The 15,298-nt window shown below is 39.0% G+C and carries 13 protein-coding genes; 5 read left to right on the forward strand and 8 right to left on the reverse strand.

Annotated elements, in window-relative coordinates:
* Positions 1-271: 271 nt before the first annotated feature.
* On the reverse strand, positions 272-1,441 hold the full coding sequence (locus tag J2Z82_RS06700; RefSeq protein WP_209480020.1) for a CapA family protein: 1,170 nt from the start codon (positions 1,439-1,441) through the stop codon (positions 272-274).
* A gap of 111 nt (positions 1,442-1,552) precedes the next feature.
* The gene (locus tag J2Z82_RS06705; protein WP_209480021.1) at positions 1,553-2,701 is read right to left on the reverse strand and encodes a thiolase family protein; all 1,149 of its coding nucleotides are present in this window, start codon (positions 2,699-2,701) and stop codon (positions 1,553-1,555) included.
* 247 nt (positions 2,702-2,948) lie between these two features.
* Between J2Z82_RS06705 and J2Z82_RS06710 the strand changes: the two genes are divergently transcribed.
* The 4 genes from J2Z82_RS06710 to J2Z82_RS06725 all read left to right on the forward strand — a co-directional run bounded on the left by J2Z82_RS06710 (position 2,949) and on the right by J2Z82_RS06725 (position 5,572).
* The gene (locus J2Z82_RS06710) at positions 2,949-3,107 is read left to right on the forward strand and encodes a YfhE family protein (RefSeq protein ID WP_209480022.1); all 159 of its coding nucleotides are present in this window, start codon (positions 2,949-2,951) and stop codon (positions 3,105-3,107) included.
* A 280-nt stretch (positions 3,108-3,387) separates the two neighbouring features.
* Positions 3,388-4,308, forward strand: coding sequence for an ABC transporter ATP-binding protein (locus J2Z82_RS06715; RefSeq protein WP_209480023.1), 921 nt, complete (start codon positions 3,388-3,390; stop codon positions 4,306-4,308).
* Positions 4,301-5,266, forward strand: a complete 966-nt coding sequence (locus J2Z82_RS06720) for an ABC transporter permease (protein ID WP_209480024.1) — start codon at positions 4,301-4,303, stop codon at positions 5,264-5,266. Before J2Z82_RS06715 ends, J2Z82_RS06720 begins: the two co-directional genes overlap by 8 nt.
* A 123-nt stretch (positions 5,267-5,389) precedes the next feature.
* Positions 5,390-5,572: a hypothetical protein gene (locus tag J2Z82_RS06725; RefSeq protein WP_209480025.1), complete on the forward strand. Its 183-nt coding sequence runs from the start codon at positions 5,390-5,392 to the stop codon at positions 5,570-5,572.
* Positions 5,573-5,774: 202 nt separating this feature from the next.
* On the opposite strand, the gene J2Z82_RS06730 is transcribed toward J2Z82_RS06725, so the two are convergent.
* Positions 5,775-6,053, reverse strand: a complete 279-nt coding sequence (locus tag J2Z82_RS06730; RefSeq protein ID WP_209480026.1) for a YkvA family protein — start codon at positions 6,051-6,053, stop codon at positions 5,775-5,777.
* 83 nt (positions 6,054-6,136) lie between these two features.
* Here J2Z82_RS06730 and J2Z82_RS06735 point away from each other — a divergent pair, with 83 nt between their 5' ends.
* Positions 6,137-7,009: a manganese catalase gene (locus J2Z82_RS06735; protein ID WP_209480027.1), complete on the forward strand. Its 873-nt coding sequence runs from the start codon at positions 6,137-6,139 to the stop codon at positions 7,007-7,009.
* Positions 7,010-7,699: 690 nt separating this feature from the next.
* Here the strand turns inward: J2Z82_RS06735 and treR are convergent.
* The 5 genes from treR to typA all read right to left on the reverse strand — a co-directional run bounded on the left by treR (position 7,700) and on the right by typA (position 15,298).
* Complete coding sequence (treR, locus tag J2Z82_RS06740) at positions 7,700-8,410, reverse strand: trehalose operon repressor (RefSeq protein WP_209480028.1); 711 nt, start codon at positions 8,408-8,410, stop codon at positions 7,700-7,702.
* A gap of 12 nt (positions 8,411-8,422) precedes the next feature.
* Positions 8,423-10,081, reverse strand: a complete 1,659-nt coding sequence (treC, locus tag J2Z82_RS06745) for an alpha,alpha-phosphotrehalase (protein WP_209480029.1) — start codon at positions 10,079-10,081, stop codon at positions 8,423-8,425.
* 27 nt (positions 10,082-10,108) lie between these two features.
* Complete coding sequence (gene treP, locus J2Z82_RS06750; protein WP_342453605.1) at positions 10,109-12,016, reverse strand: PTS system trehalose-specific EIIBC component; 1,908 nt, start codon at positions 12,014-12,016, stop codon at positions 10,109-10,111.
* A 192-nt stretch (positions 12,017-12,208) separates the two neighbouring features.
* Complete coding sequence (locus J2Z82_RS06755; protein ID WP_245251164.1) at positions 12,209-13,288, reverse strand: PQQ-dependent sugar dehydrogenase; 1,080 nt, start codon at positions 13,286-13,288, stop codon at positions 12,209-12,211.
* Positions 13,289-13,471: 183 nt separating this feature from the next.
* Positions 13,472-15,298, reverse strand: a complete 1,827-nt coding sequence (typA, locus tag J2Z82_RS06760; RefSeq protein ID WP_209480030.1) for a translational GTPase TypA — start codon at positions 15,296-15,298, stop codon at positions 13,472-13,474.

Genomic DNA, 15,298 nt, shown 5'->3' on the forward strand with positions numbered 1-15,298 from the left:
AAGTTAAAATGGCTTCTTGTATTAAGTATACCCAAAAAAGGGAAAAACAGCTTGGGACTTGACAGTTTTGTTCATATCAGCGGAACGAGGATCCGACCCCAAGCTTAAAACGGGGGTTTTCAAGGAAATAACGGAATGAGGATCCGCCAAATCAGTAATCCGGATCCTCATTCCGTTAAATTCAGTAACGGGCGTATACTAAATTCTAATGTGATTAACATTTTCCTCTTCCAAAACTAAACCCGTAGCTAGGATGCTGATATCCCTTTTTCTATTCCTCAATAAACTCAAGCTTTGGAACCCACTGAGACATATGGTCTTTTATTTCCTGATAGTGTTTTTCAGCATTTGCAAGTTCATCATTTGTCAGCTGATACATCGGTGCAACCTGATAATTCGCCCAGTTGCTATACTTTACAAAGGTCGGCATCAATTGAGGTGATTTTACTTCAACTGTTTCTTTTTCACCTTCAATTGTTTTGTGAATAGTAAATTTAAAAATACCGCCAATTCGTCGGTAAAATTCGTCCTGACCTGATAAAAAATTCCCTAGTGAATATGCAACTAGCGTTTTGTTTCCATTTGATCCCTCTATCCAATCAATGGGCTGGAGGACATGTGGATGGTGGCCAAGAACAACATCTACACCACTATCAGCAGCAAATTGGACGAGTTCTTTTTGTCCATCACTTGGTAATCGCTCATATTGATTACCAAAATGCATACTTAACACCACAGCATCTGCTTGTTTCTTTGCCTCCTGGATCCTGCTTGCCATTAGTTCTTTATCAATTAAATTAACTAAATAATCCTTACCTTCTGGCACCGGCAGTCCGTTTGTCCCATATGTGTAAGCTAAAAATGCAACAGAAATACCTTCATTTGTTTCATATACCCGAATCTTGTCACTGTCAGCTTCACTCTTGTATGCACCAGTGTACATCATATCTATGCTTTCCCAATGTTCTATGGCACTTTGGATTGCTTCTTCTCCACCATCCAATGTGTGATTGTTAGCTAAAGAAACGACATCAACACCTGACTTTTTCAATGCATTACCTACTGCATAAGGGCTGTTAAATCTCGGGTAAGTAGATAATCCTAATTGCTTACCTCCGATCATCGTTTCCTGATTGGCGAACGTAAGCGTCGTGTCATTTAAGAATGGTTTAACCCGCTCAAGCATTGGCATAAAGTCGTAACCATCAGCCGTTTGGGCATCCTTGTATACAGAACTATGTATCAGCATATCACCTATTGCAGAAATTGTAATTTCTTTGTGGACTACCTCTGGTTCTTTTGGTTCTGTAGGTTCTTTGGATTCTGTTGGTTCTTCATTTTCTGGTTCAGCAGTTTCCTCAGGTTTCTTGTCTGAGCAAGCTGTAATAATAACAGCTAATAATAATGCCAACAGAACCCAAACTAATTTACCCCATTTCATAGACTCTTGCTCCTTAGCACTTTTACCCTAATATAACATATTTCCTCCATTAAACGAATCTACTGTAAATTTACCCATATTTACACAGCCTTTTCATAATTATCTTTGGAGTTAAAGTCGTTCAATAATCGTCGCATTCGCCATTCCCATACCTTCACAGATTGCCAGCAAACCGTATTTGCCTTCCGTACGTTCCAGTTCATTAATTAGCGAAACAAGCAGCTTCGTCCCTGTTGCTCCCAGCGGATGACCAAGTGCAATTGCTCCACCATTCACATTCAGCTTATCAGAATCTCCCCCAATATCATTCAGCCAGGCTAACGGTACTGGAGCAAATGCTTCATTTACTTCATACCGATCTATCTGTTCAATTGAAAGGTTAGCCTTTTTCAGCGCCCTTCTTGTTGCTTCAATTGGTCCTGTCAGCATAAGAGTAGGGTCTGATCCAACAACGGTTCGGGCTGCTATTCTTGCTTTCGGTTTCAAACCAAGTTCCTCTGCCTTTTCGCTGGACATTAATAGTACAGCACTTGCCCCATCGCTCATTTGACTTGCATTCCCAGCAGTTATTTTACCGTCTTCTTTAAAGACTGTCTTCAGCTCAGCTAATGCTTCTAAAGTTGTATTAGCTCTTGGTCCCTCATCGGTTTTCATAAGTTCCGGCAGTCCATTCTCATTTTCTGTTTCAACCGGTACGATTTCCTGTTCAAAATTGCCCTTTTTAATTGCTGCTAATGCACGTTTGTGACTTTGCAGAGAAAATTGATCTAATTCTTCTCTCGTAAAGTTCCACTTATCAGCAATTTTTTCTGCCGATATTCCCTGATTAACAATCTCATATTGTGCTGTTAATTTTTCACTTGGCTTAGTATCCTGCATATTGGAAAACATTGGTGCGCGTGTCATGCTTTCAACACCGCCTGCAATCATAATATCCATATCTCCAGCCGCAATGGCCTGCGCACCAAAGTGCACAGCTTGCTGACTTGAACCACACTGTCGGTCAATTGTTACACCTGGTACATGCGCTGGAAAACCAGCAATTAAAGCTGCAGTCCTTGCAATGTTTCCACCTTGCTCATTGACTTGTGTTACACAACCTAAAATAACATCTTCAACATCAGCCTTATTAATATTCGAGCGTTCAACTAAATCTTCCAGTACAACTGCAGCCAATTCATCTGATCGGTAATTTGCATACATACCTTTTCTTCTGCCTATTGCTGTACGGCAGCCCTCTACAATAACAACATCTCGCATAACTACACCCCTCTTAATTAAATAGTTATTTCCATTATATCTGATTTTTTTGAAAATAAAAGGTTGCTTCTACTCATACAATCGAATCCCGCAAGGAAAAGGTGGCAAAACAAATATTTTTAAAAGGTGCCACTTTTTATGATTGGGAAACGATTGTATATATGAAGAATAATTCCATGTTTAATTTTATACTCACTGGGAACATAAATAATAGACTGATAATCTATTATTAGAAAGGAAGTCTATTATGAGAAAATCTCAATATCAGCCAACAAAGAACAAGCAATTACCAGATGCTCTGGAAGTTCATTATTCAAAAGAATTTAAGAAAGCAGACATAGCTGCCGGATACCGGCGATCTCGAGTTAAAGAGGCAAAAGGAGAAAATCCCGATTTAATCAAATAACCCTATTTTCCCAGGTACTCTGTACGTTCTATCTCGTATGGGGTACCTTTTTTGGCAGTTAAGAAAGTATAAATCCTTTCTTACTGCATAAGTGCAACTAAGGCTTATCTATATTAAGACTTGCACTCCAGAGTATAAGGGGTTCTAAGAAAGCAAAATACGCTTTCATAAGAATCCCTTTAACGATTGCCAAGTTTTCTAATCTAAGAATTGTGATTTAATGAAACATTTTAAGTGTTTATTCGTACTTATGTATAGTATTAGGGAAGGGAGTATTTTTATGTCAAATGCAGCTATAGAATTAATTAATGTAAAAAAATCGCTAGGCAAAAAAGAAATTATTAAAGGACTTTCTTTTTCTATTGATAGAGGAGAAGTATTTGGTTTTATTGGCCCAAATGGTGCCGGCAAGACAACAACAATACGCATGATGGTAGGATTGATGCAGATTACAGAGGGTGATGTCCATATACTGGGAAATAGCATCAAAACCGATTACAAGGAAGCAATCCGCGAAGTTGGTGCTATTGTCGAAAATCCTGAAATGTACCCATTCATGAGCGGATGGCAAAACTTGATGCATTTTTCCCGTATGATTCCGGGGATTACAAAGGAACGCATTCATGAAGTAATTAAACTGGTTGGGTTAGAAAAGCCTATAAATGAAAAGGTGAAAAAATACTCATTGGGAATGCGACAGCGATTGGGGATCGCGCAAGCACTCTTACATAAACCCTCAGTACTAATCCTGGACGAGCCTACCAATGGATTAGATCCTGCCGGTATTCGCGAAATTCGTAAGTATATAAGAGCATTAGCAAGCGAAGAAAACGTTGCTGTGATTATTTCAAGTCATTTATTATCGGAGATCGAGCTAATGTGTGATCGCATAGGACTTATCAAAAATGGCGAACTTGTAGCGACACAGGACGTTAACGCAGCAACTGATCAGGATAGCGCAACTCCAGTACAAATGGAAGTAACGCCAATTGAACATGCAATCGAACTCCTAAAATCAAACCATGATATTGATGCAACTTCAGACAACGGCACAATCACAATCCAGAGTGAGCGTGATACAATACCATCAATCATTAAAACACTGATAAATAATGACGTCCTTGTCTACCAGGTATCTATTACGAAATCAACACTAGAAGATAAATTCTTTGATTTGATTGGAGAGAATACAATTGAGTAATTTTTTTAAGCTTTTAGTTAACGAACAGTATAAGTTATACATACGTAAGTCAACATGGGTAATGTACATTCTTGTATCTCTCATTATTCTTGGGTTAGCTTTCCTTGCTAACTTTGCACAAGGTGCCAATGCTCCGGGGACTAATGAAAAATACCAGGATAGTAATTGGAGACAAACACTCCAGCAGGAAAATGAAGAATTAAAGAAACAATTAGAAGAAGAAGAAATGATGCAAGGCTATAACGCACGGCAGATTGAAGAAAATAACTACTATCTTGATAATGATATCCAACCTAACAGCTATGATGCTTGGCAATTTGTGATGGAAAATGAATTTTTGCTATCACTAGTGAGCTTATTTACCATAATCGTTGCAGCAGGAATAATTGCAAATGAATTTAAATGGGGTACCATTAAACTGCTGCTCATCCGGCCGATCACACGTACGAAGATATTATTATCAAAATATGTGTCGGTTCTGTTGTTCGCATTATTTACACTACTATATGTTTTAGTGTTTTCTTGGGTAGTTGGCATCCTATTTTTCGGGATAAACGGAATCGACCCGCATATCGTTCTTAACCAAAGTGAAAGCTACTCTTACGTATCTGTCATTCAGCAAATTATTGAAGGGTATGGATTCCAGCTTGTAACACTATTAATGATGGCAACATTTGCGTTCATGATTTCAGCAATTTTCCGTCAAAGCTCACTAGCAATCGGGATAGCTATTTTTCTCATGCTTGCTGGTAATGCGATTGTAACCTTTTTCGCAGACTATAGTTGGGCAAAATACATCATGTTTGCGAATACAGATTTGAGTCAGTATACAAATGGCACACCTTGGCTTGATGGAATGAGCCTAGGATTCTCTATAATAGTCTTGGTGGTATATTACTTAATTTTCCTTGTTCTATCCTGGGTATTTTTCACAAAAAGGGATGTGGCTGGACAATAGAATCCTTCAAAAATTTGCAGGAGTTATGTTATAACTAGTATGAAAGGCATATTATTATTAACGAGAGATTAAAAAGTTTCATATCGTAATTATCAGTTACCTTTAATAATTGGGGTGTTATCAGTGAAACGTTATTTATCAACCTTTTTTCTCATCCTGAGTGCTATCATACTAATTATAGGTCTGCGAATGAACCTGCAGTGGAGTGGAATAGCTGCCTGGGGCTTATCGTTCATCAGCTTAATATTTGCAGCATACTATACAAAGTATATTCCTAATGACAAAAAAGACGAAAAACGGTCATAAAAAACCGGAATGCAAAACTACAAAATTGCATTCCGGTTTTTATTGCTATTCAATAATTGCCTTTTCCATGCAATGGTCTTAGTTGATATACACTGTTACACAAGCTAAGGTTAACCCATTTGTTGTATTTAGTATTTGTTCTATGACCAGGTTCGCGAAGTGTATTTCCAAAACGTTGTGATAGCACTATAACAACCTTAATTTAATCAAATAATTCATGTTTTTCTTTTAGTGATTGAGGAGCAGAGTTAACCATTCGCTCCAAAAGGAATATAGCAATCGTTATATCATCAACAATCCCAAATATAAACAAAAAGTCCGGGATAATATCAAATGGAATAGCGATATAGCTAATAATTAAAAGCGCATATACCAATTTAGTAACGGGTTTAATCTCTTTGGATATAAAGAAGTCTTTTAGAAATGGAATAGATTTGTGAAATTTAAATAAAAACCGAATTCGTTTTAAGTATATCCTCATTCAATGCACCTGCTTTCTCCGTATAGTTACAGTACTATTAAACAAACTATAAAAGTAGCTTATCATAAAAAGGAGGAATTGATGTGTTTCATCATATTAAGGAATTGCAATACAATGCAAAACCCTCAAAGCCAGATCCTGTATACGCAAAGAAACTGCAAGAGGTATTAGGCGGACAGTACGGAGAAATGACAGTTATGATGCAATATCTATTCCAGGGGTGGAATTGTCGTGGCGACCAAAAATACAAGGATATGATACTTGATATAGGTACAGAGGAAATTGCCCATGTAGAAATGATAACAACAATGATCGCTCAATTACTTGACGGAGCCCCAGCGAAGGAACAGGATGAAGCAGCAAAGGATCCAGTTGTAGAAGCAGCACTAGGGGGAATGAATCCTCAGCATATTATAGTTTCAGGGTTAGGCGCTACGCCAACAGATAGTACCGGTTATCCTTGGAATTCCCGCTATACGATTTCAAGCGGTAATTTATTGGCTGATTTTCGGGCAAATTTAAATGCTGAATCACAAGGAAGATTACAAGTTGTGCGTCTATACGAATCAACAACAGATCCAGGTGTCAGAGACATGCTTTCATTCCTGATTGCACGAGACACAATGCACCAAAATCAGTGGATAGCTGCTATTGAAGAACTGGAACAAAATCAAAAGGCAATTGTTCCTAGCACATTCCCACAGGAAAACGAAAAACAACAGGTCTCCTATTCATTCATGAATTTTTCCAAGGGAGAAGAAAGTGCACAGGGGAGATGGGCAAACGGACCTTCCTATGATGGACAGGGTAACTTTGAATATGTAGCGAACCCTGAAGCTATGGGTCAAGTTCCATTTCTTAAACCATCACCAGCCTATATTCACGGTACACCTCCAACCGGGAACCTGCCACCAAATACCAATAGTTCAACATTTGATAAAGAGGCTGGGACATAACTAAAAATCTCTACTTTAAAGACGAATAATAACAGGATAGGTTTTTTAGAACGTTCATTAACAATGGTTGAATCTAATACGTAATTCCTATATACTGCGAAGTACTTTTTGAAAAGTTTGAGTGCTATGATGCCGCTCCGGAAATACACTTCGCTTTCCGTGGGCGGCTGATGAGCCTACTTGCTCCTACGTCGCTGCGTAGTCTCATCTAGGCCTCAGCTCCCACAGGAGTCTACGTGTATTTCCACCGCTAGGTTTGCTCCCTAATTCAAAAAATCAATGCATGTTGTGATGATATAAACAAGATTTTAGACCATCTAAACCAGCAGATGGAATATGCGAGACTCCTGTGGGACAACGAGCCAAAGAGACCCCACAGGGAGCGTTCTTTGCGAGCGAGGAGGCTCGTGGTGAGCCCACGGAAAGCGAGTATATTCCAACTGCGGGGCTAGTGAGCTTCACTAAATGATATTAATCGAATCTATGTCGCAGTTTATATCTAATCTGCAATATTAGAAAACTAGGCATTCACCAAGCCTTTTGGTGAATGCCATAGTTGCACTTATGCAGTAAGAAAGTAGTTATACATTCTTAACTGCAAAAATCCGAACTAATTCAAATTCTATTTCAAGAATTTTGAATCATAGTTCGGATTTTACTTTGACTAAATACTTTTGTCCCAGCCACTTATTATTTTACACGTCTGGCAAAATCAACAAATCGAAATTTATCCGGGCGGTGCCGTGATTCTGTATATTGAAATAAACTTGTATCCTCAAGGTATACCATGCTTTTAATTACCACAACATTAGAATAGCCTTCAAGATCCAGTAGAGCTCGGTCTTCTTCAGAAGGCTCTTCAACAACAATTTCCTTTCGGGCAAAGCTTATTTTCAATTCAAGCTGATTCTCTAGGTAATCATAAATTGAATCCTCACATATTTCCCTAGTTAATTCAGGAACATAATCCTTATTAAAATAATCTTTATCTAATATTACTTTTTCACCTGAAATCTTTCTTGCTCTAACTACCTTCCATACTGAGTCACGAAGATTTATATTTAATTTTGATTGTAATTCCTGGTCCGCTTCAACGATTGCTAGTTCATTAACTATCGTATTGGCTGGTAATTGCAAGTTTGTTGCCAGTTCTTTGAAACTAACAATCCCTGAGACTGGAAAGTCAAACTTATTGGTATCAATTACCACAGAACCTTTCCCGCGAATCTTTTGAATGTACCCATCTTGAGCCAATTGGTTCAGTGCCTTTCGGATTGTTTCCCGTGAGGTAGAGTATATCTCTGTGAGTTCGTTTTCTGATGGTAACTTTGTTGACTCTGGCAATTGATTTGACTGAATTTTTTTCACGAGTTCATGATATATCGTTAAATACTTTTGCATCGCTCTACCCCATTATTTCAAATAATACACAACTGACTCATATGGTCTTAACTTCAATTGATCAAACGTTTGATCAGTGTCCGGATAATTCGAGAGTAACATTTTTATATTCTCATATTTCGCTAAGTCAATATGTGCTGTTACTTCTTTTCCATAGAAATTACTGACAACAAGCAAGGTTTCATTGTTCCAATTACGTTTATACGCAAATACACTCTCGTTATCTTTAAGTAATAACTGGTAGTCACCATATGTTATGATATCATACTTTTTCCGTAAATCTACTAACTCCTGATAGTGTGAAAAGATTGAATTCGGATTGCTTAAGGCCTTTCCCGCATTTATTTGTTCATAATTGTCTGCAACTGGTATCCACGGAGTGGTGGAAGAGAACCCAGCATGATTGCCTGCTGACCATTGCATTGGTGTCCTGGCGTTATCACGTGACTTTTGCTGAAGGATAGCCAACACTTCATCCTCAGGTTTCCCAGAACGGAGCAACGATTCATAAGCATTTAGTGATTCCACATCACGATAGTCATCAATTTGCGTAAAGTTAGGGTTAGTCATCCCAATCTCTTCCCCCTGATAAATATAGGGAGTTCCTTTCATCATGTGTAAAGTTGTTGCAAGCATTTTTGCTGATTCGTTATGGTATTTTCCGTCATTACCGAAGCGCGAAACAACACGTGGCTGGTCATGGTTGCACCAGAACAATGCATTCCAGCCACCCCCTTTATGCATGCCGACTTGCCATTTAGATAAAATTTCCTTTAACTCCTGGAAATCAAAAGGTGCTTTTGTCCATTTTTCACCATCAGGATAATCGACCTTCAGATGATGAAATTGAAACGTCATATCAAGTTCATGTCGCTCTGGGCGTGTATATAGCACGCAGTTATCCAGTGTTGTTGAGGACATTTCGCCCACAGTCATCATACGATGTGGTGAAAAAACAGCTCGATTCATCTCGTGTAAGTATTCATGAATCCGAGGTCCATCAGTATAGAATTTTCTCCCATCTCCAGAATAATCATTTGGAAAATGCTGATCCTTCGAAATAAGATTAATTACATCCAGGCGAAATCCATCAATTCCTTTATTAGCCCAGAATCGCATCATTTCATATATTTCTACTCTGAGTTGGTCATTTTCCCAGTTCAGATCTGCTTGTGTTTGATCAAATAAATGCAAGTAATATTGGTTTGTTTTTTGATCAATTTGCCAAGCAGAGCCACCGAATTTCGATTGCCAATTATTTGGCACATCACCATTGGTGGCATCCTTCCAAATGTAGAAATCACGAAACTTATTATTTTTAGATTCCGATGCCTTTTTGAACCACTCGTGTTCAGTTGACGTATGATTGATAACGAGATCCATTATAAGTTTCATATCCCGTTTATGCGTTTCAGCCAGTAATTCTTCAAAGTCCTCCATCGTTCCGTACGTTGGTTCAATGGAATAATAATCACTAATATCATAGCCATTATCTTTTTGCGGTGATTGATAAACAGGTGTCAGCCAAATAACGTCGACACCTATTTTTTTTATATAATCAAGCTTCTTGATAATCCCTTGTATATCGCCTACACCATTACCTGTTGTGTCATGAAAACTCTTAGGGTATATCTGATAAACAACAGCTTTCTGCCACCATGCTTCATTCATTGCTAACACCTCGTAATTCTAGTTGTATTAATGTGTATTAAGCTTTCTTTTTGCAATTAAATACGTAATTATAAATGGCACAACGATAACAATCGCCATTGCGATAAAGAATGAAAGCATTCCATTCGCAATAGATAGGAATCCTGGAACGCCACCTATCCCGATAGACTCTGCAGTTACATGCTGCATCGTGATGAATGCGCCAGCTATTGACGATCCAAATACCGCAGCGATAAACGGATACTTAAAACGCAAATTCACACCAAACATCGCCGGTTCAGTGATCCCAAGCCAGGCAGATAGACCTGATGTACCTGCAAGTCCTTTTAGTTTTTCCTCTCTTGCAACAAGCATCATCGCAAATGCTGCGGCGCCCTGAGCTATATTAGATAGTGCCAGAATTGGCCACAGAAAAGTCGACCCAGTGCTGCCAATCAGCTGCAGATCAATTGCTAAGAATGTGTGATGCATACCTGTGATAACCATTGGTGCATATATTGCTCCATAAACAAGACCACCAATCAATGCAAACTGATCAAATAATGCTACAAGTCCATCAGTGATTCCGTTTCCGATAGCAAAAGTGATTGGGCCTATAATAATAAATGTGAGGAATCCAGTAACCAGTAGGGCAACAGGTGCTACCACAAGTAATTGTAATGAATCAATAACACGTTTTTTCATAAGGATTTCAATTTTCGCAAGAACCCATGATGCAAATAGCACAGGCAGGACCTGGCCTTGATAACCAATTTTATCCACTTCAAACCCGAACAGGTTCCACTTTGGAATTTCGCCTGCTTCCAAAGCATCACCGTAAGACCATGCATTGAGAAGTGCTGGGTGAACCATTATCAGTCCGAGAACAACACCGAGCAATTCATTACCGCCAAACCGTTTGACAGCTGACCAACCAATTAATGCTGGTAAAAAGGTAAATGCCGTATTTGCTATAATATTAATCATATCGGCCAATCCAGCCCATTGCGGGTACATTTCCACAATCGGTTGATCAGCAAAAACCGGATTTACAAGTATATTATTGATACCCATCAGTAGACCAGCAGTTACGATTGCAGGTAAAATGGGAATAAAAACATCAGCTAATACCTTGATAGCCCGCTGAAGCGGATTTTGTTTTTGCGCCGTAGCTGCTTTAACGTCTTCTTTAGAGGCTTCACCAATATTCGTTTGATTAACCATTGCAGCATATACCTTGTCAACTGTTCCTTGACCGATTACCACTTGAAATTGACCGTTAGCTGAAAATGATCCTTTTACGATATCCATGTTTTCCAGAGTATCTTTATTGACTTGATCTTCATCCGATAACGCAAAACGAAGACGTGTCACACAATGGGTGGCAACGTTAATGTTTCCCTCGCCACCTAGTGCTTCAACAATTTCACTCGCTTCTTGGCTGTATTGATCCGTTCCTGTTGCTGATACTATTTCATCAGTAGCTTTCTTTTTCTGCACATTAAATAATCTTGATTGACCACCGACAACTGTTGAATCATTTGTTTTTTCGATAAATTCCAGTTCACTGCCATTTGTGATAATTACCGGCGTAATTACATCAGTTGCTTTTTCTCGGATAAAGTCTACGTCAAATGTAATTAGAGGATCCCCGATTTTCACTTGATCGCCTTGTTTCACATGTGCTTCAAATCCCTTACCATCTAAAGAAACCGTATCAAGACCAATATGAATTAATACCTCTACACCAGAGTTTCCTCGAATTCCTACAGCATGCTTTGTAGGAAAAATCTGAACAACTTCACCATCCAATGGTGCTACTACTTTACCATCACTAGGGTCAATTGCCAGACCATCACCCATCATTTTTTCAGAAAAGGTTGGATCCGGAACATCTTCAAGTTTTTTTATCTGACCACTAAGTGGCGCATAGATCACTTCTTTATTATTTACCACAGGAATACCTCCCTAATTTTTAGAAACTCTTTTAAACATGTATATACAAGTAACTTATTTAAGTTTAACTTGTATATACATGTTTTGCAAGGGCTTTCATTAATAAAGAAGATGATTTCTTCTGAAATCTGATGGACTTTCCGAATATCTATATAAAAACTACCTTGCATAGTTTGTGCAAGGTAGTTCATTCTAGTCTAGATCGTTATATGGTAAGAATAGCAACCTGTCATCATTCGCTGCAGGATCTCCACGACCATCCGTATTATTTGTCAGGAAATAGATTCCTTCGTTAGTGGCGAGAGCGTCACGAACTCGCCCTACATTTGAAACTATTAGCTTCTGGGTCTTGTTTGCTGGGTCAAACCGGCGTAGCCCCTCACCTCTTAATGAAGCAAAGTAGAAAAAACCATTATGATACGTCATTCCAGAAGGTGCCCAGGTATTTTCACCAGAATGAATAATCGGACGCTCCATATTAGCAGCTGTTTCATCACCCTGAATCTCCGGCCAGCCATAATTACTCCCTTTAATTATAAGGTTAATTTCATCATGAGCACTTGAGCCATGTTCCGTTGCGAACATTTCATCTGCTTCATTCCACGCCATTCCCTGTGGATTACGATGTCCAAACGTAAATACATAGGAATCTTCAAACGGGTTATCAGTTGGAATAGACCCGTCAAGGTTCATCCGTAGAATTTTCCCAGCTAAACTATCTAGGTCCTGTGCCAATTCGGGTTGCGTCGCATCACCGGTTGTTATATACAGTTTATTATCTGGCCCAATTTCAATACGACCGCCCTGGTGGAACTGCCCTCCAGGAATCCTATCTATTAACACAGATGTTTCTTCCCATTGTTCGTCTGACTCTTTAATTGTAACTACCCTTTGATAGTACTGATTATCTTCCTGATAGGAATAATAGGCAAAAGCTTCATTCGTTTCACTAAAATTTCCAGGAACAGCAATGCCTAATAATCCCGCCTCTGCCTGGTTAGATAGGTCCTTTGAAAATTGTACCTGTTTACGTGTCTGCTCACCTTTTCTAATCGTAACAATTGATCCAATTCGCTCGCTTACGTAAAATGCGTCATTTAGTTTGGCAATCTCCCAAGGCTCCTGAAGATTTTCAGCAATAACTTGAAGATTCCCTTCTGTATTTGGAATATCAACACTTGTCTCATCTGATTGTTGCTGTCTTTCTTCATCTTGAGAACAAGCGCTGGCTATAAGCATGAATGTGAAAATTATGATTAAATATCGGGTCAAGGAATCACCTCACAATTGATTATTTCGTTCAGTTTACCTTTAAAGAGGACTTGTTTCAATATTTAAGCATGGATTCAGAGCACCTGCTGCTCATTCCTAGCTTCCAATGATAAGCCGTCTGTCTATTAATAAAGCAAAAACGGCAGAAGCACTATGATATGCCCCTGCCGTACAGATTCAATATTAAATTTTTGCTTTTTTTGATGCTTTTTGCCGTTCACTGTTGTTTAATATTTTTTTACGAAGACGGATTGATTCTGGTGTTACCTCACAATACTCATCATCATTCAAATATTCAATTGCTTCTTCTAATGACATCTCTCTAGTCTTTCTGATCGTAGATGTCTGGTCTTTGGTTGCTGAACGAACGTTCGTCAAATGCTTTTCTTTTGTAATATTAACAGTTAAATCATTTTCACGATTATGCTCGCCAACAATCATTCCAGCATAGATTTCTGTACCAGGTTCTACGAAAATTACTCCACGATCCTCAAGCTGCATGATGCCATAAGTCGATGCTTTACCTTGTTCCATTCCAACAAGTACACCTTCTCGGCGGCCACCAACCTGTCCTTTAGCGAAAGGCTCATAAGCGTCAAATGTGTGATTTATGATACCATAACCGCGTGTCTGTGACATAAACTCGGTTGAATACCCGATTAATCCACGTGATGGCACTTTAAATTCCAAACGAACTTGGCCATTACCTTGGTTAACCATATCAAGCATTTCGCCTTTACGTGCACCAAGCGATTCCATGACAGACCCTGTGTAATCTTCAGGAACATCTACTTGAACACGCTCAAATGGCTCACATTTTACTCCATCAATCTCTTTAATGATTACTTGTGGCTTAGAAAGCTGTAATTCGAAGCCTTCGCGACGCATGTTTTCAATCAGAATTGAAAGGTGCAATTCACCACGGCCTGAAACAGTCCACGCATCCGGTGAATCGGTTGGTTCAACACGTAAGCTGACATCCGTTTCCAATTGCTTCATAAGACGCTCTTCAATTCTTCGAGATGTGATATATTTACCTTCACGACCAGCAAATGGGCTATTATTAACAACAAATGTCATTTGCAGTGTTGGCTCATCAATACGCAACCATGGTAATGCTTCTGGATGATCATGTGCACAGATTGTTTCACCGACATTTATATCATCCAAACCTGCTATTGCGACGATATCGCCACCTTTGGCTTCCTCAATTTCAACTCTCTTTAAGCCTGTGAAGCCAAACAGTTTACTGATACGGAAGTTTTTTTGCGTGCCGTCTTTTTTCATTACAACAACTTGCTGTCCGACGCTTATTTTACCTCGAACTACACGCCCCACACCGATTCTTCCGACATAGTCATTATAATCGAGTAGTGTAATCTGAAACTGTAACGGCTCTTCTCGGGTATCAGCAGGTGCAGGAATATGCCCCATTATCATTTTGAAAACCGGATCCATTGTTTCCTGCTGGTCATCAGGCTCTTCCCCTGACGTTCCGTTTATTGCTGAAGCATAAACAACTGGGAATTCCAATTGGTTATCATCTGCTCCTAATTCAATAAATAGATCCAATACCTCATCAACAACCTCTTGTGGTCTTGCGTTAGGTCGGTCTATTTTATTTAAAACGACAATAGGCGTCAATTTTTGTTCCAACGCTTTCTTCAATACAAACCGCGTTTGCGGCATTGTACCTTCATACGCATCAACAACTAATATAACACCATCTACCATTTTCATAATACGTTCTACTTCCCCACCAAAATCTGCGTGGCCAGGCGTATCTAAAATATTAATAGCTGTGTCATTATATTTAATCGCTGTGTTCTTTGCCAAAATGGTAATTCCACGTTCTCGTTCAATATCGTTGGAGTCCATGGCACGTTCATTCACTTGTTCATTCTCACGAAATGTTCCTGAGTATCTCAGCATCTGATCAACAAGTGTTGTTTTGCCATGGTCAACATGGGCGATAATTGCGATATTACGAATATCTTCTCTTAATTGCAT

The sequence above is a fragment of the Virgibacillus litoralis genome, from assembly GCF_017873675.1.
Classification (GTDB): Bacteria; Bacillota; Bacilli; order Bacillales; family Amphibacillaceae; genus Lentibacillus; species Lentibacillus litoralis.

What these genes read in the sequence shown, in the direction of transcription:
- J2Z82_RS06710 (WP_209480022.1), top strand. Translation starts at nt 2,949, where the DNA reads ATGAGAAAATCTCAATATCAGCCAACAAAGAACAAGCAATTACCAGAT.
- J2Z82_RS06700 (WP_209480020.1), bottom strand. Translation starts at nt 1,441, where the DNA reads ATGAAATGGGGTAAATTAGTTTGGGTTCTGTTGGCATTATTATTAGCT.
- typA (WP_209480030.1), bottom strand. Translation starts at nt 15,298, where the DNA reads ATGCAATTAAGAGAAGATATTCGTAATATCGCAATTATCGCCCATGTT.
- treR (WP_209480028.1), bottom strand. Translation starts at nt 8,410, where the DNA reads ATGCAAAAGTATTTAACGATATATCATGAACTCGTGAAAAAAATTCAG.
- J2Z82_RS06715 (WP_209480023.1), top strand. Translation starts at nt 3,388, where the DNA reads ATGTCAAATGCAGCTATAGAATTAATTAATGTAAAAAAATCGCTAGGC.
- treC (WP_209480029.1), bottom strand. Translation starts at nt 10,081, where the DNA reads ATGAATGAAGCATGGTGGCAGAAAGCTGTTGTTTATCAGATATACCCT.
- J2Z82_RS06705 (WP_209480021.1), bottom strand. Translation starts at nt 2,701, where the DNA reads ATGCGAGATGTTGTTATTGTAGAGGGCTGCCGTACAGCAATAGGCAGA.
- J2Z82_RS06730 (WP_209480026.1), bottom strand. Translation starts at nt 6,053, where the DNA reads ATGAGGATATACTTAAAACGAATTCGGTTTTTATTTAAATTTCACAAA.